At 69.1% G+C, this 25,458-nt stretch carries 18 protein-coding genes; 8 read left to right on the top strand and 10 right to left on the bottom strand.

The genetic code is table 11. The features are described 5' to 3' along the window. Positions 1-40 precede the first annotated feature (40 nt). Entirely contained in the window at positions 41-2,017 is a 1,977-nt protein-coding gene (locus PZE19_RS07915; RefSeq protein ID WP_277860041.1) for a hypothetical protein, read from the top strand. Between the two features lie 55 nt (positions 2,018-2,072). Here PZE19_RS07915 and PZE19_RS07910 read toward each other — a convergent pair whose 3' ends face one another. From PZE19_RS07910 to PZE19_RS07900, 3 genes are all read right to left on the bottom strand, one after another. Continuing rightward, entirely contained in the window at positions 2,073-3,575 is a 1,503-nt protein-coding gene (locus PZE19_RS07910) for a tetratricopeptide repeat protein (RefSeq protein ID WP_277860040.1), read from the bottom strand. Then, positions 3,572-4,549: a YybH family protein gene (locus PZE19_RS07905; protein WP_277860039.1), complete on the bottom strand. Its 978-nt coding sequence runs from the start codon at positions 4,547-4,549 to the stop codon at positions 3,572-3,574. Before PZE19_RS07905 ends, PZE19_RS07910 begins: the two co-directional genes overlap by 4 nt. Positions 4,550-4,700: 151 nt before the next feature. Further along, the gene (locus tag PZE19_RS07900; RefSeq protein WP_277860038.1) at positions 4,701-6,791 is read right to left on the bottom strand and encodes a hypothetical protein; all 2,091 of its coding nucleotides are present in this window, start codon (positions 6,789-6,791) and stop codon (positions 4,701-4,703) included. 271 nt (positions 6,792-7,062) lie between these two features. Between PZE19_RS07900 and PZE19_RS07895 the strand changes: the two genes are divergently transcribed. Further along, positions 7,063-7,482, top strand: coding sequence for a secondary thiamine-phosphate synthase enzyme YjbQ (locus PZE19_RS07895; protein ID WP_277860037.1), 420 nt, complete (start codon positions 7,063-7,065; stop codon positions 7,480-7,482). 114 nt (positions 7,483-7,596) lie between these two features. Here the strand turns inward: PZE19_RS07895 and PZE19_RS07890 are convergent, their stop codons facing one another. Then, entirely contained in the window at positions 7,597-8,805 is a 1,209-nt protein-coding gene (locus tag PZE19_RS07890; RefSeq protein ID WP_277860036.1) for a CAP domain-containing protein, read from the bottom strand. Positions 8,806-9,362: 557 nt separating this feature from the next. On the opposite strand from PZE19_RS07890, the gene PZE19_RS07885 reads away from it, so the two are divergent. From PZE19_RS07885 to PZE19_RS07865, 5 genes are all read left to right on the top strand, one after another. After that, the gene (locus PZE19_RS07885; RefSeq protein ID WP_277860035.1) at positions 9,363-11,189 is read left to right on the top strand and encodes a phospho-sugar mutase; all 1,827 of its coding nucleotides are present in this window, start codon (positions 9,363-9,365) and stop codon (positions 11,187-11,189) included. 60 nt (positions 11,190-11,249) lie between these two features. Further along, complete coding sequence (locus PZE19_RS07880) at positions 11,250-12,581, top strand: UvrB/UvrC motif-containing protein (protein WP_277860034.1); 1,332 nt, start codon at positions 11,250-11,252, stop codon at positions 12,579-12,581. Between the two features lie 468 nt (positions 12,582-13,049). Further along, a complete protein-coding gene (locus PZE19_RS07875; RefSeq protein WP_277860033.1) occupies positions 13,050-13,538 on the top strand; it encodes a response regulator transcription factor in 489 nt (162 codons plus the stop codon). A 106-nt stretch (positions 13,539-13,644) separates the two neighbouring features. Continuing rightward, entirely contained in the window at positions 13,645-14,187 is a 543-nt protein-coding gene (locus tag PZE19_RS07870) for a hypothetical protein (RefSeq protein ID WP_277860032.1), read from the top strand. A gap of 420 nt (positions 14,188-14,607) precedes the next feature. Then, positions 14,608-18,423 (top strand): DPP IV N-terminal domain-containing protein, encoded by a 3,816-nt coding sequence (locus PZE19_RS07865; RefSeq protein ID WP_277860031.1) that lies wholly within the window; start codon positions 14,608-14,610, stop codon positions 18,421-18,423. An 86-nt stretch (positions 18,424-18,509) separates the two neighbouring features. On the opposite strand, the gene PZE19_RS07860 is transcribed toward PZE19_RS07865, so the two are convergent. The 3 genes from PZE19_RS07860 to PZE19_RS07850 all read right to left on the bottom strand — a co-directional run bounded on the left by PZE19_RS07860 (position 18,510) and on the right by PZE19_RS07850 (position 21,358). Continuing rightward, on the bottom strand, positions 18,510-19,250 hold the full coding sequence (locus tag PZE19_RS07860) for a BON domain-containing protein (protein ID WP_277860030.1): 741 nt from the start codon (positions 19,248-19,250) through the stop codon (positions 18,510-18,512). Between the two features lie 409 nt (positions 19,251-19,659). Beyond that, a complete protein-coding gene (locus PZE19_RS07855; RefSeq protein ID WP_277860029.1) occupies positions 19,660-19,977 on the bottom strand; it encodes a hypothetical protein in 318 nt (105 codons plus the stop codon). Between the two features lie 304 nt (positions 19,978-20,281). Continuing rightward, positions 20,282-21,358 (bottom strand): hypothetical protein, encoded by a 1,077-nt coding sequence (locus PZE19_RS07850; RefSeq protein ID WP_277860028.1) that lies wholly within the window; start codon positions 21,356-21,358, stop codon positions 20,282-20,284. A 304-nt stretch (positions 21,359-21,662) separates the two neighbouring features. Between PZE19_RS07850 and PZE19_RS07845 the strand changes: the two genes are divergently transcribed. Next, complete coding sequence (locus PZE19_RS07845; RefSeq protein WP_277860027.1) at positions 21,663-22,070, top strand: response regulator; 408 nt, start codon at positions 21,663-21,665, stop codon at positions 22,068-22,070. Between the two features lie 19 nt (positions 22,071-22,089). Here PZE19_RS07845 and PZE19_RS07840 read toward each other — a convergent pair whose 3' ends face one another. The 3 genes from PZE19_RS07840 to PZE19_RS07830 all read right to left on the bottom strand — a co-directional run bounded on the left by PZE19_RS07840 (position 22,090) and on the right by PZE19_RS07830 (position 25,307). Beyond that, positions 22,090-22,683 carry a Maf family protein gene (locus PZE19_RS07840; protein ID WP_277860026.1) on the bottom strand — a complete coding sequence of 198 codons (594 nt, stop codon included), beginning with the start codon at positions 22,681-22,683 and terminating at the stop codon, positions 22,090-22,092. Positions 22,684-22,714: 31 nt separating this feature from the next. Beyond that, a complete protein-coding gene (hemQ, locus tag PZE19_RS07835) occupies positions 22,715-23,614 on the bottom strand; it encodes a hydrogen peroxide-dependent heme synthase (protein ID WP_277860025.1) in 900 nt (299 codons plus the stop codon). Positions 23,615-23,717: 103 nt separating this feature from the next. Further along, positions 23,718-25,307, bottom strand: a complete 1,590-nt coding sequence (locus PZE19_RS07830; protein WP_277860024.1) for a serine/threonine-protein kinase — start codon at positions 25,305-25,307, stop codon at positions 23,718-23,720. Positions 25,308-25,458 lie beyond the last annotated feature (151 nt).

The following is a 25,458-nucleotide window of genomic DNA, read 5'->3' as shown; positions in this document are numbered from 1 at the left end:
TCTCCCCTCGATCGATCCAGCCCCCTCGGGAGCCCCGCCCTTGTTGTGCAGGAACATCCTCGCGCCCGTGCTCGCCGGGCTCCTCCTGGCGTCTGCGCCGGGCCGCGCGACGTCCGCAACCTATCCGCAGCTCGTCGCGACCAGGTATGCGAAGGGCGCCTCCCTCCCCGAGGGCGTGAGCCGGCCCTCGCCCTCGTTCGACTTCGTCGACCGGTCGAAGCTGCCCGAAGGTTTGAAAGTGCTCTCGGCCGCTCGGGCCGCGAACGGCCGGATCTGGGTGCTCACCGAAGACGGCCCCTTCCGCTCGACCGAAGCGGGTTACGAGCGCCTCGAAGTCGGGCCGCGGCATCCGGAACCCGGGCAGCAACAAGTCCCCTGGAACACGAAGATCAAGACGCTGACGGCCGACCGGCTGGGTCAGCTCTGGGTCGGCACCGACCGCGGCGTCTTCTTATGCGACGGCGATCAGTGGTGGCAGAAGCTCGGCCGCCTCGACGGCGTGCCCTACGAGAACGTCAACTGCCTGCACCTCGCCCCCGGCGGCGACGTCTGGGCCGGGACGCCTGAGGGGGCGTGGCGGCTCCGCGACGGCGTCTTTCAGTACTTCTGGGGCCTGCGCTGGCTGCCCGACAACGAGGTCCAGGCCGTCTGGACCGATGCGAAGGGCCGGACCTGGCTCGAAACGAAGACGGGCGTCGCCTGCATCGAGGACCTGCCTACGACGCTGGCCGAGAAGGCCGCCCATTTCGACCGGATCGTCCAGGAGCGCCACAGCCGCCGCGGATACATCGCCGCCATCGACCTGAAGACGCCGGGAGACGTGTCCAGGGGCGCCGTCTTCGACGTGAGCGACAACGACGGCCTGTGGACCTCCATGTACGTCGGCGCCCAGGCTCTCCGCTTCGGAGCGACGAAGGACCCGGCCGCACGACGGGAGGCGCAGCGGTCGATGAGCGCCCTGCTCGACCTGGAGCGGCTGTCGGGCATCCCCGGCTTCCCGGCCCGCGCGATCGTGACCGACGAGGAGGTCGCGGCCGGCGTCAACGGATTCACGCCGACGGACAAGGTCCACGCCCCAGGTGAGACCGCGCGGGTCTGGTATCGCTCGGCGACGCACCCCAACCTCTGGTGCAAGGGGGATACCAGCAGCGACGAGCTCGACGGCCACTACTTCGCCTGGTATCTGTACCACGACCTGGTGGCCGACCAAGGTGAGAAGGCCGAGATCGCCGCGGTCGTCCGGCGCGTCACGGACGGGATCCTCAAGAACGACTACACCCTGATCGACCATACGGGCCGCAAGACGCGCTGGGGGATCTGGACGCCGGAACTCATCAACGAGCACCCGCTGTATTACGACCTCCGCGCCCTCAACTCGATCGAGATCCTGATGTTCCTCAAGGTGGCCGAGCACATCACCGGCGATCGCAAGTACGCCGAGGCCGCCGACCGCCTGATCCAGGATCACCACTACCTGCTCAACACCTTGCTCATGCGTCGCCACGAGGGGGGCCGCTGGGCCGACATCAACCACTCCGACGACGAGCTGCTCTACCTCTGCTACTACCCGCTGCTGATGCTGGAGAAGGACCCGGCGAAGCGGCGGATCCTGGTGCAAAGCATCGCCCGGACGTGGGAGCCGATCGAGGGCGAGCAGTCGATCCGGGCCGAGCGGAGCCCGCTCTACAACTTCATCTACGGCGCCTCGACGGGCCGCCGTTGCGACGTCGAGGACGCCCGAGAGACGCTCCGCGAATGGCCCTGGGACCTGGTCGCCTGGACGACGAAGAACACCCAGCGCCACGACATCCGGATCCGCCACGAGCCCGGGCACCGGCGGATCAACACGGTGCTCGACCGCGTGCTCTCGCCCGCCGAACGCACCCAGGCGCGCTGGAACGCCGACCCCTGGCGGGCCGACTGGGGCGGCGACGGCCGTCGCGAGGACGACGGCGTGGCCTGGACGCTCTCCTACTGGCTGGGCGTCTATCACGGATTTCTGACGTCGCAGGAATGAGGATCCGCGGAGAGGCGGCCGAAACCGCCTCTCCGCCTCCCTGTTCACGACTGGATCAGCGCGAGAAGCTGAGCCCCGGATCTTCGGCGCCCGAGCCGGCCACGCGGAAGGTGATGTGGTTGGCGTCGGTCCAGTCGATCTTGCCCACCAGGGCGGGGCCCTCGTTCTGCACGAGCGTCAGCAACCCCTCGCCGTAGGTCGACGTCCCCGAGAACCGCTTCACCTGACCGCCCTTCGTGACGCTCCAGGTGAACTTGCCGTCGGGCTGGACGTCCAGGGTGATCGCGCCGTCGGGCCGGGGCTTGGCCGTCCAGTCGCCCGCCAGCGTGGCTCCGGCGGGGGGCTCGGAGGCGGCCGGGGCCGCGGCCGCCGTGGGTGCGGCGTCGGCCGGTGGCGAAAGCTTGGCCAGAAGACGGGCCGAGAGGGTGTCGTCCGGCTTGATCGCCACGAGTTGCTTGAGGATGTTCGCGGCGGCCTCGTCGTGCCCCTGGGCCAGGTATTGATACGCCAGGACGAACCGGTCGGCGGCCGATTGGGGGTTCGCCTTGGTCGCTTCTTCCAGGGCGCGGAGCTGCGCCGTGTAGACGTCGACGTTCGGGTAGAGGCCGATCAGCGTGGCCCAGTTCCAGCCCGGCCCGACCGAGAGGACCGAGTAGAGCACGGTGGCCGCCTCGTCGTACCTCTTCAGGGCGAACAGGCAGAGGGCCCGGAACTCGTGGAGAGCCGTGTCGTTGGGCGTCTGCTTGAGCGCGGCGTCGGCCTGTTGAAGGGCCTGATCGTAGTTGCCCTGCGAGAACGAGTCGCGGGCGGAATCGAACGAGGCGACGCCCTGATCGGCCAGGGAATCCGCGACCGGCGGGGCGCTCGTGTCGATCGGGGTCGCGTAGTCGTAGGCGATCCCGGTCGTCGGGTTGATGCCGTTGATGGCGTAGTAGGGGTTCGAGTACGAGCTGTACCCCATGTCGTAGAGCGACGAGCCGAAGCCCCAGTTCGAAAGCCCCCAGCCCAGCCCCGCGCCGGCCGCGAGCCCCCAACCGCCGCCCCAGCCCCAGTTCCCGCCGTTCCAGTAGCCGTGCATCCAATTGTTGTGGTAGCCGCCGTAGGCGTTGTAGCCGTAGGGCCGATAGCCCATCGTCCGGTAGTCCGCGCCGTAGCCGCCATAGCCACGGCCGCGGCCGAAGCCCCCGCCGTACGGGTTGTAGCCGCGGAACTCGCCGCCGGCGCGATTGAAGGTCCCGGCCGAGCTGAACGACGGTGTATGCGCAAACGACGAGCCGCCGTAGCCGCCCCGATACCCCCCTCCGTAGCCGCCGGCCCCGCCGCGGTAACCGCCGCCGCCATATCCGCCCGGAAGCCGCCCCCCCCGCCAAAGCTCCCCGCGGAAGCCTCCGCCTCCCATGCCTCCGCCGCGGAAGCCGCCGCCGCCGCGGAAGCCGCCGCCGCGGAAGCCGCCGCCGCCGCGTCCGCCGCCGCCGAAGCCGCGTCCGAACGCCAGACCGGAACCGACGAACAGGATCGAGACGAGGCTGACGGCGAGGATCGATCGTGCGCGGATCATTGCGGGCTCTTTTCGTTGATCGGGCGGGGGGGGCCGGCGCCGAGCTGCGGCACCGGCGGAACCCGGGTCAGGGCCGACCTTTCCTCTCCGGGTATGGCGACGCCGCCGACGACCTGATCGGTGACGAGCAATGACACGAGGTAGGCGCGTTTGCGGGTCAGGATGCGGGTCGACGAGGCCGTGACGCCCTCGGGACGGACGCCGGTCTGCTTGACGACCCAGCGCTCTCCGTCCCGGCTCCAAATACCTTCTCCGAAACCGCCTTCGGAATCGAACTCCCAGGAGTGGAACTGGCTCGCCACGGCGTCCCAGCCCACCCGTTGGGTCACCTGCATCATGGGCTTAACCCCGCGCTTGACGCTGTAGTCGAGGATTAGGAAGTTGCCGTCGGCCGACCAGCCGCCGTGGACCTGGGCGTCCAATTCCGTTCCCGCGGCGACCCAGTCGCCGATCAGCCAGTCCAGCTCCTTGAGCCGATCGTGAGGACGGACCAGCGAGTCGGTCTCCTCGCGGACGCTCGCGATCAGCCAGCGGCCGTCGCTCTTGACGAAGAGTGCCGTGTAGAACCGGGGCACCACGGCACCGGTCGCGAGGGTCGTCAATGAGCGCCCCTCCTCTTTGACGACGTCGGCCGACAGGGGGCGGATCGACTCGATCTCCAGGGTGAGTTTGGCCCCCTTCTGGGCGGCGATTGTCTCGGTATAGCTGCGCTCGATGAGGTCGCGGCCCCGATAGCGCGCGCCGTCGGCCTCGAAGACATCGGCGTCCTCGGTGTACAGGGAGGCCAACGCCTTGGCGTCGCCCTTGTTGTACCAGTCCACGAACGCGGCGTCGAAGGCCCGGATCTCGGCCTCGGCCGCGGTTTTCGAGGTCGGCCCGGCCGCGACCTGGGCCCCGACTTCGGGGCCTGCGCAAAGAGCCAGGATGAAGGACGCCGACAGGGCGACGCCTCGTCTAACAGTCCACGTCGACACGATGATGTTCTCCAGAAGGGACCCGCTCCGCTCGCCCGAACAGGCCCCGACAGCCCTCCCGGCCCGGCCTCCTTCGGTCGGCGCGCGACCGGACTCAACGAATCATTCTTTGTTGGTCACAAGCACTTTCGCAAGGGACCCGTCCGGGTCGTCAAGGCTTCAAGACCTCCGTGCCGGGATCGGAACCGGTCGGCGTTCCGAAATCCAGGGTCAGCCGCGAAGGCCCGACGATCGTGGCGTCGAGCCAGAGCGTCCGGCCGTCCCAGGCGAAGGCCTCCGGGCCGAGCGAGACGCCGTCGAGCGACACCTTCGGCCGTCCTTTCGGGGCCCCGGTCAGCTCGAAGGCCGGGTTCACGCAGGGGACGTCGGGCCGAACGCCGATCTCGACCTTCGGCCCTTCGACCGTCACCGCGAAGGCGCGACGCTCGGCGGACCAACCCTCGTAACCGACCTTCCCGCCGACGACCTCCAGCGAGGGGGGCCGGGCGTAGCTTCGAGCCCACTGCAGAAGGCGGTCGTCGGCCGCGTCGGACATGCCTATCAGCCACGCCCAGCGCCTCATGGACATCATCCGGGCCTTGCCGGCGGCGTCGACCATCAGCCGGCGGCTCTCGGCGATCGGTTCGGGACGCGCCGCGGCCCAGCTCATGACGCTGTTGTGGCAGGGGCTGGCGGCGACACGGTCGTCGATCTTCGAGCCGGTGGCGTTGCCCCGGGCCAGCGGCCAGTGGCTACCCCAGTAGCAGGGGGTCACCAGCACGCCCTGATCTAGGAAAGGGCCGAAGAGCACCGTGGGGAACGACCGATCGCCCGGGTTGAAACAGACGGCCGCCTGCTCCTCGCGACGGTTGAGACGCAGCCGATAGATCGCCGGCGGCTCGCCCCCCTTCGGCTTGGCGTCCTCGCTGGCGATCGGCATCCGATAGGCCCGTTTCGTCCCGTCCAGGGCGATCGCGTCGACGATGTCGTCGGGCAGGACGTCGAGCGGGAAAGCCCCTTGAGGGGTCAGGACGATCAACTCGTTCAGCTCGTACTCGGTCGCGGGATCGGTCTTCAAACTGACCACGCGCGTGCCGAAGCCGTCGGGGTAGAAGTAGTAGTCCTCCACGGCCTGGTCGCCCCAGACCTTGTAGTTCAGGTCGGTCGACTGATAGGTCCAGCGGACGTGGACGCGGGCCTCGGTGGACTCGACGATCGCCACGCGACCGTAGCGCAACTCCTTGTCCATCAAAGGCTCGACGCAGTCGACCGCGCCCGGCTGGGGGGAGATGACCTCGGCCCATTCATAGCATGCACCCGTGTTGTGCTTGCCAGCCCAGAAGGGAATGTAGCTCGAACCTCGCCAGAAGACGTAACGGCCGCCGTTGGGCAGCCGGACGACGACGTCCTTGAGCCCCGGATCCCAGCCCTTGGCGTAGTCCAGCGACGAAAACGTCCCCGTCGCCGGGTCCCGGACCGAAATCGGGGCGTCGTAACGCAGCTTCGTCTCGTAGGCCCCGAATGCCGGGCGCGTGGGAACCTGGTTCACAAGCATCACCGGGACGTCCTTGCTCCAGAGCGTCTTGCCCTCGCGGCCGAGGAGGGCGATGTGCAGGACGTCGCGATCGGCGGCGGTCGCGGGCCGGGGGAGTGCCAGCCGGCTGGTCGCCCTTTGGTCCGCGGTCAGCGGCATGGAGACCGATCGCCTCGCCGGCCCCGAGGCGAAGCCGGCCTCGACGCGGGCCTCGGGCTCGTCGTGGTTCCGAACGAGCCCGGCGACCTCGACGACCGCGGTCTGGCCGGGTCCCAGGAGGATCCAGTCGGCGGGCGGGAGGATCGCGTCCAGGTCGACGGGGTTCACGACCGGCTCGGCGCGGGCGACGGCCTCGGCTTCCAGGTCGGGGCGAGTAATGGCCAGGCGGGCCGCCTCCGTGGTCTGGTCGGCGAACAGGACGACCTCGGCGACCGTCGGGTCGACTTCGACTCGGGTCTCGAACGGCGGCTGGGGAGGGAAGACGAGGTCGCGGCGGGTCGTCTCGCGGCCTACGCGAAACTCGGCGAGCTGGAGGCTCCCGGGCTTCGGGGCCTCGGCGACGGCGATCACGACCGTGGACGGCCGGCCGACGCGGTCGAGGTGGAACGGCGGCCGCCAGAGATGCGGCGGCTGGACGCGGAGCGTGGGCTTCATCGGCGGATCGGCCGCAGCGGCCGTGAGGCCGAGCCCCAGGCACGCGAAGCCGAGGAGCACTCGTCGGTACGTCATGGGAGGGAATCCTCGGCGGCGGGAGCGTCGGAGAGCGGACCACTGCGCGGGATGGTACCGCGACGGAACGACCTCGGGCAAGCTGGGAGGGCGAGACGTCGCCGTCGGCAGGATCGTTCGACCGGACGGCACCGGCAGGGCCGGGGTTTCGGACGTCGGGCTTGGGTCTGATAATAGACCTTATGTTCGATTCGGGGGGCCGGACCGCTTTCGCGAGCCTCCGGGGCTTCCCAGGCCGATCGACCCCTCAGCTTCGCCCCCGGAGAGCCTCGTGATCCACCAGCAGACTCTGACAGTCCCCTCTCGCGGTCGCGGGACGATCGAGATCACGGCCGAGGTCGAGCAGATCGTCGCCGCGTCGGGCGTTCGGACGGGGCTTTGCAACGTCTTCATCCGGCACACGAGCGCCTCGCTGATCGTCTGCGAGAACGCCGACCCGAGCGTCCGCCAGGACCTCGAACGGTTCGCGGCGCGGCTGGCTCCCGACGGCGATCCGCTGTTCCGGCACACGCTCGAAGGCCCCGACGACATGCCCGCCCACGTGCGGTCGATCCTGACCCAGACGGCCCTCACGATCCCCGTCGTCGACGGCTCGCCGGCGCTCGGGACCTGGCAGGGCGTCTTTGTCTGGGAGCACCGGACGCAGCCGCACCGGCGGTTGGTGGTCGTCACCGTCCAGGGCGACGCCTGAGCATCGCCTTCGAAACGAACCACCCCTCCGACGATCCCCAGATGGTCGGAGGGGTGGATCTCACTCGACCCGCGCGAGGCGGGCCGGCGTTTCGGTGGTCGCCGGGCGGCCGCCTCAGCGGGCGTTGGCCTTCCAGGTCGTCCAGTTGGCGAGCGGGGCCTTGGCCGTGGCGGCGTCGTCGGCGGGCGTCGAGGCGACCGTGACCGACGGGCCCTTCCAGTCGCTCGGGGCGAAGACCGCCACCTTGGAGCCGTTCGAGGGAGCGGGCGTCGAGGCGACGCTGACCGTGACCGGGGCCGGCGTGGGCGTCGGGGCCGGGGCCGACGTCGCGGCCATCGTCACGGCCGCCGGAGCGACCCGGGCGGCCTGGACCGTGGGCGCCGCCGGGGGCGTGGACTTGGCGGTCGCGGCGGACAGCGAGCGGCCGTCCCAGGCGTCGCTGGTGAGGAAGTCCTGGGCGACGTTCAGGTTCGCGACCGAGAGGTTGATCTGCTTGATGACCACGTTGTTCTCGCTGGCGGTCACCTGGTAGCGGCCGGGCGAGAGCGGCATCTGGTAGCCGCCCGAGTCCCAGGTCTTGGTCGAGGCGGTCTTGCCGCTGTCGAGGTTGGTGGCGTCGATCTCGACGCCCCCCTGCCCTTCGCCGGGGGTGTAGAAGTCGTTGCCGTCGCTGTCGCCGTAGACCACGCCGACGAGCTGGGCCGGGGCGTTGCTGCGGCTGCCGAAGTCCTGGGTCACCAGGACGGGGCCGACCTTGCCGGTCGACTTGGCGACGCCGACGCCGACGTCGGTGAAGGAGGCGTCGGGCGAGACGCCGGGCTGCAGCAGGTTGCGGCGGTGGCCGGCGTCGGCGACGCCCCAGTCGTAGAGGAACGCCTGCATCGCGTTGTCGACGCTGTTGGCGTAGGCGAAGGCGTTCTCGCCGGTCGTCGCGGCCTTGTAGCCCGAGCTCGCGATCCGGGCGTCGGCCGAGGAGCCGTCCGAGCCGGTGTGCGACTGGAACTGGTTGTCGGCCATGTCCTGGCTGTGGGCCTGGGCGGCGTCGGCGAGGTTCGAGTTCCAGGCCACGGGGGGCAGGGGCCGGCTGTTGGCGATCGTGGCCTTCACCGCGTTGACGTCGACGTTGTAGGCCTTGAGCGTCTTGGAGACGTCCGAGCCGACGTTCTTCGAGATCCACTGGGCCGCCGCCTGGGGGGTCGTGCGGGCCATGTTGATCAGCTGGAGGGCGAGTTGCTGGTCGTTGTTGGGGGCGACCGACGACAGCAGTTGGCGATCCTCAAGGTTCTCGAATCGCAGCGATCGTCGTGACGTCGGTCGAGCCATCGTGACCTCCCTGTCTATCGGCAAGCGGCGAGTCCCGAGGACCCGACCGGTGTCGGCGATCTTCCGTGTCCGCCCTAATCATCGTGCTGGTCGACCATGACGACTTTAATGAATCTGCCTGGGGCGATGATTGTCGTCTCCGTCTCAGCGAATTACTCATTGAGCAACCACCGTGCCATGACCGGGAAGAGGATTGCCCATGTCTTAAAGAGCCGGCGCAAACGCCCGATGCCGTTGGGGTTCCGTCGCGCGTTTTTCTTCGCGAGGACCTCGATGCCGCGATTCCGGCGAAGGTCCCTGGTTGCGAGAGCCCAACTCGTGTCAAGAGGAAATTACAAAGTCGCCCTTTTTACAAGGCCCGATGCGGGTCCATTCCGTCGAAAGTTTTGCTAAAGAATCGAGTTGCGCCGACCGCAAGGGCCGGCTCAGGGGCCGGCTTTCCCGCCCCGAGGGGACGCCGTTTGCTTGTCGGTGGGCCCTTTTCTGAGTAGCCTTGAGGGCCGCCGACCGGGCGCGGGCCCGCCGCCGGAATCCGCCTCAGCTGGAGCCTTCCCGCCATGATCACCGTGGACGCCGCCCTTGCGAAGATCGAAGACGCCGAACGGGGGGGGCAGCTGTCGTCGTCGGCCGCGGCCGGGATCAAGCGGTGGCTCGACGAGGCCCCGTTCGCGCAGTATCGCGAGAAGCTCCTGCAGGACGTCGAGGCCGGCCGCTGGAAGCCGCTCGACGACGCCTTCTTCGCGGTCCTGGAGTTCGGCACCGGCGGCCGTCGCGGGATCATGTACCCGGTCGGGACGAACGTCCTCAACAGCCGCACCATCGCCGAGAGCGCCCGCGGCCTGGCCGACTACATCCAGCGCGCCAAAGGTCCCGGCGCGGCCTGCTCGTGCGTGATCGCCCGCGACACCCGCCACAACTCGCCCGAGTTCGCCGAGCTGTGCGCTCGGGTGCTGGCCGGTGCCGGCGTGAAGGTCCACCTGTTCAAGGACGCCCGCTCGACCCCCCTGCTCTCGTTCGCCGTGCGGCACCTGGGCTGCGACGCGGGGATCATGATCACGGCCTCGCACAACCCGCCCTCGGACAACGGCTTCAAGTGCTATGCGGCCAACGGCGGCCAGGTCGTCCCCCCCGACGACGCGGGGATCATCGCCTGCGTCGAGGCCGCCTCCGACCGCGACATCCCCGAGAAGTCCCTCGAAGACGGCCTCAAGGACGGCTCGATCGTCTACGCGGGAGCCGAGGTCGACACGGCCTACATCACCTCGGTCGTGGGCGAGTCGGTCAGCCACGCGCGGGGGATCTCGATCGTCTACACCCCGCTGCACGGCGTCGGCGAGACCTCGGTCGCCGCGGTGCTCAAGGCGGACGGATTCCTGGACGTCAACATCCTGGCGTCGCAACGGACCCAGGACGGCGACTTCCCGAACGTCCCCAACCACGTCTCGAACCCCGAGAACCCCTCGGCCCTGCAGGCGGCCATCGCCGAGGCCAAGGCCACCGGGGCCGACCTGGTGCTCGCCAGCGACCCCGACGCCGACCGCATCGGCGTCGGCCTGCCGGCGACCGGCGACCCGTCCGGCGCGTGGATCACGCTCGACGGCAACCAGATCGGCGTGCTGCTCGCGGCCTTCGTCATGAAGCAGAACGCCGACCTGGGCCGGCTCCGGCCCGACCACTACCTCGTCACCACCCTGGTCTCCAGCCAGATGACCAAGGCCCTCGGCAAGCGCGAGGGGATCCGGACCGAGGACGACCTGCTCGTCGGCTTCAAGTGGATCGCCCAGCGCGTCGACCGCGAGGGGCCGGTCGGCTTCCTCTTCGGCTTCGAGGAGTCGCACGGCTACCTCAAGGGGACCTACGCCCGCGACAAGGACGCCTCCATCGCCTCGCTCCTCTTCGCCGAACTGACCGCCACCTGCAAGGACCGCAGGCAGACGGTCGTCGAGTACCTGGACGACCTCTACATCGACGTCGGCCACTACGGCGAGCGGCTGATCAACAAGACCTACACCGGCCGCGAGGGGCTCGGCAAGATCCGCTCGATCATGAAGGCCTTCCGCGAATCGCCCCCGAGGTCCGTCGCCGGCTTCCCCGTCACCGAGGTCTACGACTACGGGACGCACGAGATCCGCGACCTGAGCGGCTCGGGCAAGACCCTGCCGCTCACCGAGCCGTCGGGCGACCTCTTGATCTTCCACACCGAGCGCGACGGGGTCCGATTCGCCGCCCGGCCGTCGGGCACCGAGCCCAAGATCAAGTTCTACCTCTTCGCCCGCAGCCCGGTCGCCGACCCCGACGCCCTGGCCTCGGCCAAGGCCGATACCAAGGCGGTCCTTGACCGGATGACCACCGACATCGAAAAATATCTCGAGGACGTGGCCTAGCACGACAACCTTGCGGAAGGACCGCACGGACCGGACGGCCCACGTCGACCCGGAGTCCGCATGTCCGAATCCCAAGCCGAGGACGCGCTTTCTCCCGCCGAGAAGGTCCGGAAGTTCCCGAACACCCCGGGCATCTACCTGATGAAAGACGCCCTCGGGCGGGTCATCTACATCGGGAAGGCGAAGAACCTCCGCGCGCGGGCCGGGTCGTACTTCCATAAGGCCGCCGAGACCGACAAGCGGATCGTCAACTGGATCGGCGAGGTGGCCGACATCGACCACCTCCCCGCCGACAGCGAGGTCGACGCCCTGCTCCTGGAAGCCCGGCTGATCAAGGACATCCAGCCCAAGCACAACCGCGACCTCAAGGACGACAAGAGCTTCCCGTACCTCCAGATCACCACCGGCGAGGACTTCCCGCGGGTCAACTTCACCCGCGAGCCCCTCGATTCCGGCGTGAAGCTCTACGGCCCCTTCCCCCGTGCCAAGAGCCTGCGGGGGGCGATCCAGGTGCTCCAGCGGATCTTCAAGTTCCGCACCTGCTCGCTGGAGATCGACGAGGACGACCCCCGCTGGCGCTGGTTCCGGCCCTGTCTGCTGGCGTCGATCGACCAGTGCACGGCCCCCTGCAACATGCGGATCGACCGCGAGACCTACCGTCGCGACATCCACCGCCTCCGCCTCTTCCTGGACGGCAAGAAGGACGTCCTGCTGAAGGAGATGAACGAGGAGATGCGCGAGGCCGGCAAGGCCCTCCAGTTCGAGAAGGCCGCGCGGATCCGCGACGAGATCAAGGCCCTGGCGAACCTCAACCTGCGGGGCGACCTCGCCAAGCACGCCCAGCCCGAGGTCTTCTACATCGACCCCCGCAAGGGGCTGAAGGGCCTCAAGCGGGTGCTCCACCTGGAGTCGACGCCCCGGACGATCGACGGCGTCGACATCGCCCACCTGGGCGGGACCGAGACCGTCGGCTCGCTCGTGACGTTCGTCGACGGCCTCCCCTTCAAGCCGGGCTACCGCCGCTACCGGATCAAGAGTGTGGCCGGGGTCGACGACTTCGCCTCGATCCGCGAGGTCGTCGGCCGCCGGATCGACGGCCTCCGCGAGCGCGACGAGCCCTTCCCCGACATCTTCCTGATCGACGGCGGCAAGGGCCAGCTCAGCGCCGCGCTCGACGCCTTCGAGGCCAAAGGGGTCCAGCCGCCGACCCTCATCTCGCTCGCCAAACGCGAGGAGGAGATCTACGTCCCCGGCCGGTCCGACCCCATCGTCCTCCGCCGCCGCGCGTACGCCCTGCGGCTTTTGCAGTACGTCCGCGACGAGGCCCACCGCTTCGCCCAGCACTACCACCACATGCTCCGCAAGAAGCGCGTGCTCGGCGACGACGAGTGACCGCGCTCGGCTTCGCTTCGGCTTCCTTCGCCCTTTTCACCATCGAACCCATCGGACTCAAGCCTCTGGTATTCAAGGGGATAGGTTCAGAATTAAGGCCCTTTCGTCGTCCCGCGTTTTTTGTTTTTTCCCCGCTCCAGGCCTCTTCCGGTTCCCCTCGATCCCGCCTCAGCCCCCGACGCAGGCGCGGCCTCCCAGGATAGGTTGGTCTCGGTTCGCCGTTTCGGGAGGCCGCAATTCCGCATGGCCCGAATCGGTGCCTTCGGCTAGACTCGCGCCGCGCCCGGGGAAGACCCGGACGGCGTCGACGACGACTCACGCCCCCAGCGACTCGGGACGGATCCCGGGGACGCCTGCATTCGCCTCGCCCCCCGCCCGACAGGTCGGTCATGGGACGCCCAGGATCGAGGGGGACGTCCGACGGCTTCGCATCGCCCGGGGTGGACCTTCGGCCGGAGAGAGACGCTCATGAGCATGGATCCGCTCGGGAGACTGCTGCTCGTCGAGGACGAGAACGTGCTGCGCGGGCTCGTCCACCAGTTCCTGACGCTGGAGAACTACGACGTCGAGCCCGTCGCCGACGGCCAGGCCGCGGTGGACGCGTACGCGTGCGGGGGGCCGTACGACGTCATCCTGCTCGACCTCAACCTGCCCGTCCTCCCCGGCGTGGAGGCCTGCCGGCAGATCAAGCTCATGAACCCCCGCCAGCCCTTCCTGGTCTGCAGCGCGGCCGTGCTGGAGTCGCACATCGAAGCCTTGCACACGCTCGGGGTCTTCGACACGCTGGGCAAGCCGTACCACCCGTCCGAGCTGCTGACCCGCATCCGGATGATCATGGCGAGGGTCCAGGCCGGGGCGGCGATCACCGACTCCGTGCGCCGCGGCTGGCGGCCCGACGGGCGGGCCCACGCGACGCTGCGGCCGTCCGCCTTGTCGGAAGCTCGCATGTTGGAGTAAGCTGAAGGATCGTGCGCGGTCGCGACGGCCCACCCGTCGCCCTCCGCGAGACTCTTCGCAAGGCGATGCCTTGGGCTCCTTCTTCTGAGATGCGAGGAACGGTTTCATGGCTGGGAAACCGCTGAACCGGCTGGAATTGCGACGACAGAGCGAGGCCGCCGAGCCTCTCGACCCCATGGAAGACGAGACCGACGAGGTCGTCGAGGTCGACGATGACGAGGTCGTCGACCGGAAGCCCAAGAAGAAGGCCAAGGCCCCGGCGAAATCCAAGGCCAAGTCCGCCCGCGCCCCCAAGCCGGCCGCCCGCATGAAGGTCGTGTGGGTCGTCATGAACGACGCCTACAAGGCCGTCGGCACCTTCGAGTTCAACCAGCGGGAGGCCGCCGAGGCCCGCGCCGCCGAGCTGACGGCCAAGGGCAAGGGGACCCACTTCATCCAGCGTACCAAGGAAGAGATGCCCGCCGACGCCCCCGGCATCGGCGCCTCCATCCCCCGCCCCGAGGTCGCCCCCTCCCGCGCCAAGGCCGCCAAGGCCGCGGCCGCCGCGAAGGAAGTCGTCGAGCCCGTCGTCGAGGAAGAGGTCGAGGACGACGACGACGAGGCCGACGTCGAGGTCGAGGAAGAGGCGGACGACGACGACGACGAGTAAGCCGAGCGATCCCGATCACGACCTTCCCTCTCTCGGGTGAAGGTGGACGCAGGGCCGGACGAGGGGTAAGACGCGCGATGAGCCGTCGCCCCCTCCTCCGGCCCGCGTCCGTTTTCCCCACTCGTCCTTCTCCCGCCGGGAGAAGGCGGCCCGCAGGGCCGGATGAGGGTCGTCGCGCTTCGCGAGCGCCGTCGGGGTTGCTCCACGTCTTCCGAACTCCCACAACCCTCATCCGCCGCTGCGCGGCACCTTCGCCCGGCGGGAGAAGGAGAATGGGCTCCGACCGGGCCGCCTTTCGCGAAATCCCGCTCGCAACGCCGGTTCGGCCGCGATACGCTGGAACTCCTCTCCCAGACGGCCTATCCGGCCTCGGCCCCGGGCGCGAGGCTTCGAAGTCTTCCACCCGAGGAACCTGCGGCGATGCCCTTTTCGTCGGTCCTGCTGCTCGGCCTGCTCCCGGCCCTCGTCACCCAAGCCCCGGTCCCGTCCGACGAACTCGCGACGGTCGCCGAGAAGAGCGACTACAAGGCGACCGCGCGCCATGAAGACGTCGTCGCACTTTGCAAGAAGATCGCCGAGAAGTCGCCCAACGCCCACTACACGGAACTGGGTAAGACGACCGAGGGTCGTCCCCTGCCCCTCCTGATCTTCGCCGATCCCCCGGTGAAGTCGGCGGCGGACGCCTCGCGCTCGGGCAAGCTCGTCGTGCTGGCGATCGGCGATATCCACGGCGGCGAGGTCTGCGGCAAGGAAGCCCTCCCCATGCTCGCCCGCGAGCTGGCCGCCGAGCCCCACCCCGAGCTGCTGAAGAGCCTGATCATCGCCTTCGCGCCCATCTACAACGCCGACGGCAACGAGCGTGTGTCGAAGGACAACCGGCCCGGCCAGGTCGGCCCCGAGGAAGGGATGGGCACCCGAGGCAATGCGCGCGGGCTCGACCTCAACCGCGACTTCATCAAGCTCGAAGCCCCCGAGACCCGGGCCCTCGTCAGCTTCTTCAACGAGTGGCAGCCCGGCCTGTTCATCGACACGCACACGACCAATGGCTCGCACCACCGCTACACGATCAGCTACGACGGACCCCGCAACCCGGCCGGCGACCCGAGCCTGATCACCTACGCGCGGACCAGGCTCTTCCCCGCTCTCACGACCGCGTTCGAAAAGGCGACGGGGCTGGAGACCTATTACTACGGCAGCTTCGGCGGCGACCACGCCCGCTGGGAAAGCTTCCCGGCGCTCGGCCGTTTCGGCACCAACTACTTCGGCCTCCGCAACGGGATCGGCATCCTCTCGGAAGCCTACGCCTACGCCTCTTACAAGACCCGCGTGCTGGCGACCCGCGACTTCGTCCGCGAGTGCCTGAAATACGCATCGACGAATCATGATGAGATCCAGAAGCTCCTCAAAAACGCCCGCGCCGCGGCCGTCGACGAATCCCCGGCCGAGCCTCGCAAGGTGGCCCTGCGGACCGAGTCGAGGCCGCTCAAGGAGGCCGAGCCGCTGCTGGGCTTCGTCGAGAAGGAGCAGGACGGCCGCCGCGTCGCGACCGAGGAGCCGCGCGATTATCCCTCGCAGGTGATGGTCGACTTCGAGGCCGTCGAGTCGGTCGCCCGGCCGTACGCCTACCTCGTCCCGGCCGATCAGGTCGAGGCCGCGACGCTCCTCCAGCGCCACGGCGTCGTCGTGCAGGAGCTTCGCGAAGACCTCGACCTCGACGTCGAGATCTATCGGATCGACGACGTTTCCAGCAAGTCGTCGACGGGCTGGGACAGCCAGAACGTGCAGGACCTCCGCGTGACGCCCCGGACGGAGTCGCGGCGGATCCCGGCGGGGACGCTCGTCGTGAAGGACGCCCAGGCGCTCGGGGCGCTCGCCGCGACCTTGCTGGAGCCGCGTTCCGAAGACGGCCTGGCGACCTGGAAGACGTTCCCGGACCTGAAGGCCGGCGGCGACTTCCCCGTGCTGCGGCTCTTGAAGCCGGCCGACCTTTTGACGACCGCGGCCGCGTCGCTCGTCGCGAGGAAGACGGACCAGCCGATCCGGTTCAACGATCGCGGCGAGGTCGCCAACGGGAATTTCGGCGGGTCGCCCACGAGCCCCGAATGGCTCGACAACGACCACTATCTGCGGGGCGGACGCGGGGGCGTCTTGAAGGTGGACGCTCGCACGGGCCGCACCGAGCCGTTCGTCACCTCGGATCAAATCTTGCAGGCGCTCAAGCGCATCGCCGGCTTCGACGAGAAGGCCGCCGGCGACCTGGCCCGTCGGCTCGCGACGAGCGTCGGCCCGGGGGGACGCTTCGCGCGGTCCCGCCCCGTCGTCGATCCCCAGCACAAGGCCATCGTCGTCGCGCACGAGCACGACCTCTACTACCTCGCCCTCGACGGCTCGAAGGGCGTGCGCCTGACCAACGACGCGGCCGAGGAATCGGACCCGCAATTCAGCCCCGACGGCAAGCAGGTGGCGTTCGTCCGCGACTACGACGTACACGTCGTCGACGTCGCGAATCCCGTCGACCGGGCGCTGACGACCGGCGGCAAGGACGTCCTCCGGCACGGCCGCGCCGACTGGGTCTACTTCGAGGAGATCTTCGATCGGTCGTGGTCGGCCTACTGGTGGAGCCCCGACTCGCAGCGGATCGCCTTCCTGGAGTTCGACGACGCCGAGGTCCCCACCCTCACGATGCTCCACGACGAGGATTCTCCGAGGCAGGTCGAGGTCAACCGCTATCCCCGCTCAGGCGAGCCCAACCCGCGGGTCCGGCTGGGGATCGTCGCCGCCCAGGGCGGTCCGGTCCAGTGGGCCGACCTGTCGGGCTACTCGGCCGAGGCTTTCCTCATCAGCGGCGTCTCGTGGAAGCCCGACTCGAAGTCGGTCTTCGCCTACGTCCAGGATCGCGTGCAGACGTGGCTCGACCTGCTGGAAGTCGCCGTCGACGGGGCCAAGCCGAAGGTCCTCTTCCGCGACAAGACGAAGGCCTGGATCGCCAACGCGACGGCCCCCTCGTTCCTGAAGGATGGCACGTTCCTCTGGCTCAGCGATCGCGACGGGTGGCCGCACCTCTACCATTACGCGGCCGACGGCACTCCGAAGGGGCGGCTCACCGAGGGGCCCTGGGAAGTGCGCAGCGTCCAGCACGTCGACGGCGATTCGGGCGAGGTGCTGTTCCTGGGGACGAAGGATGCGCCCATGTCGACGCAGCTCTACCGGGTCAAGCCCGGCGGGCCCGTCGAGCGGATCACCTCGGGGACGGGGAGCTACCAGACCCAGTTCAGCGAGGACGGCAAATCCTTCATGGCGGCCTGGTCCGACCTGACGACCCCGACTCGCGTGAAGTTGTACGCCGCCGACGGCAGCCTGATTCGGACGGTCGACTCGAACCCGGTCCACAAGATTCAGGAGTTCCGCTTCGGCCCTCGCGAGCGAGTGCAGATCCCGGCCCGCGACGGGTTCGTGCTGGAGGGCGAGTTGATCCTGCCGGCCGACCTCGACCCCAAGGTCAAGCATCCGGTCTGGTTCACGACCTACGGCGGGCCCCACACGCCGGTCGTCAACGACGTCTGGTCGGGCGGCCGCGACTGGGACCAGGCCCTGGCGTCGGAGGGGTTCATCATCTTCCGCGTCGACCCCCGCCCGGCGAGCGGCAAGGGGACGGCCTCGGCCTGGACCGCCTACAAGAGGCTCGGCGTCCAGGAGCTGGAGGACATCAAGGACGCACTCGCCTGGCTCAAGCAACGCCCCTACGTCGACGGCGACCGGATCGGCATGACCGGCCACAGCTACGGCGGCTACATGACCGCCTTCGCCATGACGCACTCCGACCTCTTCGCCTGCGGGATCGCCGGCGCGCCCGTCACCGACTGGCGCGACTACGACTCGATCTACACCGAGCGGCTGATGGGGCTCCCCCAGGACAATCCGGAGGGCTACAAGACGTCGTCCGTCGTCGACGCCGCCCGGAACCTGCACGGCAAGCTGCTGATCAGCCACGGCGCGGTCGACGACAACGTCTCGGTGCGGAACACCATGCGGCTGGTCGAGGCGCTCCAGGACGCGGGCAAGGATTTCGAGCTGATGATCTACCCCGGGTCGAGGCACGGCATCATGAGTGCGCACTACAACCGGCTGCGGCTCGACTTCATCCGCCGCAACCTTGCCGGGACTGGGATGAAAGCCGCATCGCCGACGGCGTCCCCCTCCCCCGCCTCGGCCGGCGCGGGCTTCCACCATCCCTGAGGCGGCCGGCCGGCGCGCAAAAAAAAGGCCGGCTGGGACGAGCCCAGCCGGCCGGAGGATTCGGGCCTTTCGGCCTTCAAGCCCACTCAGTAGGCGAAGATGCCGAAGGGGTACGGGGTGAAGAACGGCCGGGTGTAGTTCTTCTTGAAGTCGAGCCACCAGATGCCGTCGTCCCAGCGGAGGGTCACGGCGCGCCAGTCGAGCGGCACTTCCGGGTACGGGTAGAACGGGCCGATGTTCGGCCAGGCCTGCCAGGGGTACGCGGTCGGGTAGCCGACGGCCGAGAAGTTTCCGGGAGGGGCGTAGCTGGGCCAGGCGTAGTTGGGCTGACCCTGCACGGCCCCGGCCCCGCCGCCGGCGCCGCCGGCCGGGCCTTCGGGCAGCGGGCTGCCGTCGTTGACGAAGCCGCCGGCGACCGGGCCGCCGACCATCCCGCCCTGGACGCCCTCGTTGAGGCCGATCGGCGCGCCGCCGATCGCGCCGCCGCCGACCACGCCGCCGTGGCCGAAGTGGCCGCCCATGGCGACCTGCTGCGGGACGTACTGGGCCGGGCGGACCGTCTGGTCGCCGACCACGATGCGGTCGACGACGCCGGTGACGCCGACCACCCGCTGGACGCGGGCGAGGGCTTCGTTCTTGAGCTCAGGGCTGGCGGCGACGCCCGAGAGCGTGACCATGCCGGCCTGGGCTTCGATCTCGATCCGGGTGGCGGCCAAAGTCCGGCTGCTCCGCAGCGCCCCGGCGACCGAGTCGGCCACGAGCTGGTTCGGATTGGTCGTCGCCTGGCCCATCGCCATCGGGGCCGTCACGGCCAGGAGACCGATCACGGTTGAAATCCGTTTCAGTCCAACCATTGTGGGCAAGTCCTTCTCCCGCATGGATCCGACTCGACCTGAGGGCGAACGGCGAGCGGGGCGTCGTTCGGGTCGGTGAACAATCCTTCGTGACGGTCAGCCTGCGGCTCGCGACCGGCCGAGTCGGGCGGGGGTAACCCCCGCCGTCACGGGCGGATCGCCGAGACGAGACGGATCGAAGGACTGGCGGACCAAGATGGGAGTCGGTGGGGTGGGAGCCGCAATACGCCAGTCCGACGATTCAGAAACTGATTCGCCCGAACTATGGCGCACGCTTCGGGGGCGGTCAAACGACCGCCCAAAAAAAAACGGGGCCCAATGGCCCCGGTCGTTTCAAATCGAATTTTTGGAAGGACTTATGATCCAGAAAATTCTCGCCGGTTCAGGCCGCCTCGGCCTCGCCGAACGAGGGCATGGCGTCGACGGCATCGATATTGCTGTTCCCGATGGTCATGCCGATCAGGAGGAGCGTCATGGTCCCGCCGGCGAAGAGGGCGAACTCGGAATCGTGGCGGCCGCACAGGGCGCCCGAAATGCCCAACCCGAAAAGGGCCAGGATCACGCCGTAACGGCCCACGTTCGACCAATACGAATGGTGGGCGGTCAGGCGGTAGAGGAAGAGGCCCATGACCCCGAAGGTCTGGAAGAACATGACGAGCATCTCGAACACGCCGCAAAAATTGAAATGAGCGATGGACATGGCCTGACAGGCTCCTTCCTTGGTTCCTGTTTCGGTTCAGTTCGTCGGAGACGTGTGGCGGACGGGATCGGATGATGTGGATCGTCGGAGTTTTCAGACTTGGATTAAAGCACGCCGCGTACCAAACCGACGACGTCGCCGAAAGCGGGTCGTTGTGACAGGGTTCAAGGCGAAACTTGAGGAAAAAAACGGCCCGCCGCCGAAAATTTCGGGGCGGGCCTTGGCGTTCTTACACTGCGAGTCTCGACGCGCTTGCAGAAAGCTCCAAATCGGCCCGCGTCGGGTCGCCTTTGGAGGGTCGGGATCAGGGTCGGCGGCCTCGATTGCCGTTGGGGTTGGAGGAGCGGGCGTTGTCGAACTCGGTCGCTCCCGAGATGTCCAGGACGCCCCAGCCCTTCTTTTCCTTGCGGACGGTGACCGTGCGCTGGAGCCAGCCGCCGTTCTGTTCGAGCTGCTTGCGGATCGTCACGCCCAGGCGGCCGGTGCTCTTCACCTGGTTCTCGCCGGCGACCGTGTAGCCGGCGAGCTTGGTCGAGAGGTCGTCGATCTCGGAATCCGACATGCTGCCGTCGATGATCCTCGAGAACATCTCGCGATACTTGCCCCCCTCGTCGCTGTTGGCCCGCAGGGCGGTCGCCTCGAGGAGGCGGTCCTTGTCCTTGGCCTGGAGCGCGTGGAGGAAGGCCTTGACCGCGCCGTCGGGCGAATTGGTGTCGCCGGGGTCGCTGGCGCCGCCACCCGCCCCGCCGGAACCTCCCGGACCCCCCGGGAAGCCGCTCATGCCGCCGCGGCCCATCTCACCTCCGGGCCCGCGTCCGACGAGGCTGTCCGAGGCCCCGGGGCCCCGGCCGCTTGAAGGGATGCCGGGCGAGTTCAGAAGGTCGCCGGCGGTCGGCTCCAGCCCAGGCGCGCCGGGAGGCGTGGCCCCGGCGGCGCCCGGCGTGGCGGGAGCTTCGGAGGTGGTCGGCGGGGCCGCCGCGCCGGTGGCGGCCGCCAGCATCTCGGCCGTGTCGGACCGGGTGTTGGCCGCGGCGGGGTCGGTCGGCGACGTGGCGGCGGGGGCGGCGTCGGGCGTCGCCGACGAGGAGGACGGGGCGGCCGCGACGGCCCCGGGGGTCCCGTCCGGTCCCGGCGGTCTCTGCGGCAGGCCGGTCGGCGTGGCCGGCGCGGCCTCGTCGGCGACGGCCTCGCCCTTCGTCGCGGCCGGAGCGGGCTCCGGCGTCGGCGGCGGGGCCGGTTCGGTCGGGCCGTCGCCGGCCTCTTCCGTCGCCGCCTGATCGTCGCCGGCGTCGGGGACGTCCCCGCCGCCGCACCCCGCCAGCCCGAAGACCAGCACCCCCGTCAGTCCGAGGCCGTACAGCCAGGCGTTCCAAGGTCTCATGGCGTCCCGCCCTCCCCCTCGCGTCGACGATCGCGACTCGCACAAAATCAGGTCTGTTTTCGATGTGAACGGCCGAAGCCATCCTCGATTATGACCTTCGGGGCGGTCGCCGGGAAGGGGCTGCCCCCCTCCGGCGCGCATCGGCCCGATTCATCCGGTGATTCCACATATTCGCATTCCGCAAGACCTTGAAGCGTCGCGACCCGTTGCGCCCCTTGCCCCCCCGCCGGGCCGGGGATAAACTGGGGTCACGCCTCGTGAACTCCCTTCGCGCCGACGCGGTCGAGTTAGAGAAACCAACGCCATGAATCCACAACAACGCACCATCCTGCTGGTCGACGACGATCACGAGATCGTGGAGTCGATGCGCACGATCCTGGAGAACCGAGGCTATCGGATCCTCGTCGCCCGCGACGGCAATTCCGGCCTGATGGTGGCCGAGCGCGAGAACCCCGACCTGCTGATCCTCGACATGATGATGCCCAAGAAGAGCGGCTTCCTCGTGCTCGAGAAGCTCCGCAGCCGCCCCGGCGGCCTCATCCCCACGATCATGATCACGGGCAACGAGGGCAGCCGGCACCGCGCCTACGCCGAGATGCTGGGCGTCCGCGACTACATCCGCAAGCCGTTCGCGATGGAGAAGCTCGTGCGCTCCATCGACCGGGTCCTGGGCGTCGGCCCGCGTGCTGGCGGGTTCGACGACGAGCCCTGAGCCGCCGTCGTCGGCCGGATCAAGGGGTCTGGAACCCCAGCTCCGCCAGGATTCGCGTCAGGGCCAGCAGCGGCAGGCCCGTGATCGCCGTGTGGTCCTCCGACGCGATCCGCTCGAACAGGGCCACCCCCCCCTGCTCCAGCTTGTAGCTCCCCGCGCAGTCGAGGGGCCGGTCGCGCTCGACGTAGCGTTCGATCGCCCGGCGGTCGAGACGCCGCATCGTCAGGCGGGTCACGTCGGTGTGCGCGACGACCCGGCCCGAGGCGAACACCGCCATCGCCGTGATCAGCTCGTGGGTTTTTCCCGACATCGCTTCGAGCTGGTCCCGGGCCGTCGCCGCGTCGCCCGGCTTGCCGAAGACCCGGCCTTCGAACGAGACGAGCTGGTCGCAGCCGATCACGACGGCCGCGGGCTCGCGATCCCGAACGGTCTCGGCCTTGCGCAGGGCGAGCGTCTCGGCCAGCTCGCGCGGGCCGAGCCCCTCGCGAGGCAGGCTCGCCTCGTCGAACGGCGGCGCGACGCAGCGGAAAGGGAGGCCCAGCCGCTCCAGCAAAACGCGGCGATAGGGCGACGTGCTGGCCAGGACCAGCTCGGCCGGCCGACTTGCGTTCATCTCGGCCCCCTTCGCTACGGCCGGCTCGGCGTCAGATCTTGAGCACCTCGACCAGCTCGGCGGGCGGCACGATGTAGCCGAAGTAGAAGTCGCCGAACAGGGCGTACTTCGCGGAACTCTCGTCGAACCGCATCGTGTAGACGATGTCCTTGAGGAAGAGCGGGTTCCGCGCCCAGAGCGTGACGCCCCACTCCCAATCGTCGAGGCCGGTCGACGCCGTGATGACCTGGCTGACCTTGCCGGCGTACGCCATCCCGGATCGGCCGTGCTGGGCCATCAGCTCGGAGCGCTCGGCGAACGGCAGCAAGTACCAGTTCTGGCCCGCCTGGCGCATCTTGCTCATGGGATAGAAGCAGAAGCAGGGCCAGTCGGGGAACTCGGGGTAGAGCCGGTGCTGGTTCATGGGCCCGAGCCGCTCGGCGTAGGAGGCGACCTTCGCCTTGAACATGCTGGACTCGGGGTCGAGCTTCTCGCGGTCGCGGAGGATCGCCGCGTACTGCTCTGCGTCGGGGACGTACTCCGAGACCTCGGTGATCGAATAGAACGAGTAGGAGGGCGTCAGCGCCGCGCCCAGCGTCGAGGCGGCGATCGCGTTCTGGACGCCGTGGATCGCCTTGAGGTCGGGCCCCGCGAGCATCACCCCGAAGTCGGCCTTGTGGCCCGGGACCGCGAAGCACTGGAACTGCTCGACGCCCTCGGGCTTGGTCCCGAGGATCGCGACGAGGGCGTCTCGCCCTTCGCTCAGCTCCTCAGGTTCCAGGTCCAGGAGGGCGTCGCGGTCCACGGTGTAGAAGAGGTGGAGGAAGTGCCAGCCGCTCGCGGGGACGAGCGAAGCGGGGACCTGATCGGCCGACGGCCGCCGCGCGGGCCTTCCCGCGGGCTTCGCCTCGGGAGGCTCGGATGGGTTGGTCGCAGTCGTCTCCAGAGTCATCGCCGGTCCCCTGCGGTACGCGTCCTGTCGGAGTCTGCTTCGAGACGCCGATTGTAGGCCGCGAACCCGGTGGCGGGCAAGTCGGCGACCCGGCCGGGCGGGTTCAGTCGGTCGGCTCGGCGGCGGCCGGCGTCTTCGCGGCCTTCTGGCAGAACTTGCAGAGTTTGTAGCCCTGCGCCTTGGCGTTTTCCTCGTTCTTCAGGTCGTCGACCCGGTTTTCCGCCGACATTTGCGTCACGGCGGTGCAATTCGTGGTGTGGTACCAGTGACTATCCTTGTTGCCGACGATCTTGATCTTGCTCGCGCCGGTCGACCGACGGTGCGCCTTGGCCTTCGCCACGGGCGTCGACGCGTCCGCGGATTTGATCTTGGCCGGAGCCGCGACCGGAGTCGCGTCCGTTTCGTCGGCCGGGGACTTCGGCGCCACGGCTTCCGAGGCGGGCCTCGGCTCCGGCGAGGCCTGGTCCGGCTTCGCCGGGGGCGCGTCGGCCGTCGGGCCGTGGAGGGCCAGCGGATTCGCGGCGGCCCGGGGCCGGAACACGTCGAGGTGCGTCGCGGCGAGGTAGCTCGCGAAGAGGCCCAGGCTCAGCAACCCGGCCCAGGCGACGCGGGCCAGGGTCGCCGTCTTGCGGGCCGGCGGCTCGAGGGCGGCGGCCGCCACGCTGGGCCGATCCTGAGTCTGTCCCTGGCTCTTCAACCAGGCGTCGAGGTCGTCGGCGAGGGCCCGGGCGTTGGGGTAGCGGTCTTCGGGCCTCTCGGCGGCGGCCCGCTCGCAGATGCGGACCAGGCCGGCCGGGACCGAAGGCGCGATCTGGGACAGGTTCTCGATAGCCCGGGAGGTGAGGGCGGCGGGATTGCCGTCGGCCGGGCTGCGGACGGTGGAGGCGAAGTCGGGGCGTCGGCCCGCCATGGTCTCGTACAGGACCACGCCCAGGCTGAACACGTCGCTCCGCTCGTCCACCTGGCGGCTGAGGCCCTGGGCCTGTTCCGGGCTCATGTAGGCGGGCGTGCCGACCACGGCCCCGTCGTGGGTCAGCGTCGAGTCGTAGTCGAAGCGGCGGGCCAGGCCGAAGTCGATCAGCCGGGGCCGCCCGAACTCGTCGATCAGGATGTTGGCCGGCTTGATGTCGCGGTGGACGACGCCGAGCTTGTGGGCGTATTGGACGGCGTCGGCCAGGTCGCGGAAGATCCGGGCGGCGGTCACCGCGTCGATCGGCTGATGGTCGAAGTGCCACCAGAGCGGCCGGCCGATCACGCGCTGATAGGCCACCCAGCAGCGGCCGCCGTCGAAGCCGGAGTCGTACACGGCCACGATGTTGGGATGGTCGAGACGGGCCGCGGCGCGGGCCTCGCGGAAGAACCGTTCCATCACCCTGTCGCTGGGGTTAGCCTGGCGCAGGACCTTGATCGCCACGTCGCGGTCGAGGCGGGGGTCGTAGGCCAGGTAGACCTCGCCGAATCCGCCGTCGCCGAGGCGGTCCCGCAACTGGAACCGGCCCAGGACGCCGAGCGAGCCCCGGCTCCAGGTGGCGACCCATTCCGACGTCACGCCACGGCCGGCCCGGGGGGCCTCGTCCGACGAGGCCGGATCCTCGTGGCGATTGGTCGGCGCGCTCATGCCCTGCCGACTGTCGAGGGCCTGGCCGCAGAAGGGGCAGGTGGCGAGAGGCGGCGCCAGTTCTTCGGTCTCCACCTCGACGCTCCGCAAGCATCCCCGGCAGACGATTCGGACCGGAGGTTTCATTGTCCCGAACTCCTTGGCTCCCGGCTGAGGAGCACCCGCCGCGTGCGGAATCGTCCCACCCTTCAACTGACTGTGCGGCGGGCTCGGCCGCCACTCGTCC

Origin of the sequence: Paludisphaera mucosa (assembly GCF_029589435.1) — a bacterium.
Classification (GTDB): domain Bacteria; phylum Planctomycetota; class Planctomycetia; order Isosphaerales; family Isosphaeraceae; genus Paludisphaera; species Paludisphaera mucosa.
Note: the sequence above shows the minus strand (reverse complement) of the source record. Positions and strands in the feature narration are given on the sequence as shown.

Bases quoted from the DNA above. Each gene is read 5' to 3' on its own strand.
- PZE19_RS07885 (WP_277860035.1), top strand. From the start codon at position 9,363: ATGATCACCGTGGACGCCGCCCTTGCGAAGATCGAAGACGCCGAACGG.
- PZE19_RS07910 (WP_277860040.1), bottom strand. From the start codon at position 3,575: ATGATCCGCGCACGATCGATCCTCGCCGTCAGCCTCGTCTCGATCCTG.
- PZE19_RS07855 (WP_277860029.1), bottom strand. From the start codon at position 19,977: ATGTCCATCGCTCATTTCAATTTTTGCGGCGTGTTCGAGATGCTCGTC.
- PZE19_RS07845 (WP_277860027.1), top strand. From the start codon at position 21,663: ATGAATCCACAACAACGCACCATCCTGCTGGTCGACGACGATCACGAG.
- PZE19_RS07900 (WP_277860038.1), bottom strand. From the start codon at position 6,791: ATGACGTACCGACGAGTGCTCCTCGGCTTCGCGTGCCTGGGGCTCGGC.
- PZE19_RS07840 (WP_277860026.1), bottom strand. From the start codon at position 22,683: ATGAACGCAAGTCGGCCGGCCGAGCTGGTCCTGGCCAGCACGTCGCCC.
- PZE19_RS07850 (WP_277860028.1), bottom strand. From the start codon at position 21,358: ATGAGACCTTGGAACGCCTGGCTGTACGGCCTCGGACTGACGGGGGTG.
- PZE19_RS07865 (WP_277860031.1), top strand. From the start codon at position 14,608: ATGCCCTTTTCGTCGGTCCTGCTGCTCGGCCTGCTCCCGGCCCTCGTC.
- PZE19_RS07890 (WP_277860036.1), bottom strand. From the start codon at position 8,805: ATGGCTCGACCGACGTCACGACGATCGCTGCGATTCGAGAACCTTGAG.
- PZE19_RS07875 (WP_277860033.1), top strand. From the start codon at position 13,050: ATGAGCATGGATCCGCTCGGGAGACTGCTGCTCGTCGAGGACGAGAAC.
- PZE19_RS07880 (WP_277860034.1), top strand. From the start codon at position 11,250: ATGTCCGAATCCCAAGCCGAGGACGCGCTTTCTCCCGCCGAGAAGGTC.
- hemQ (WP_277860025.1), bottom strand. From the start codon at position 23,614: ATGACTCTGGAGACGACTGCGACCAACCCATCCGAGCCTCCCGAGGCG.
- PZE19_RS07870 (WP_277860032.1), top strand. From the start codon at position 13,645: ATGGCTGGGAAACCGCTGAACCGGCTGGAATTGCGACGACAGAGCGAG.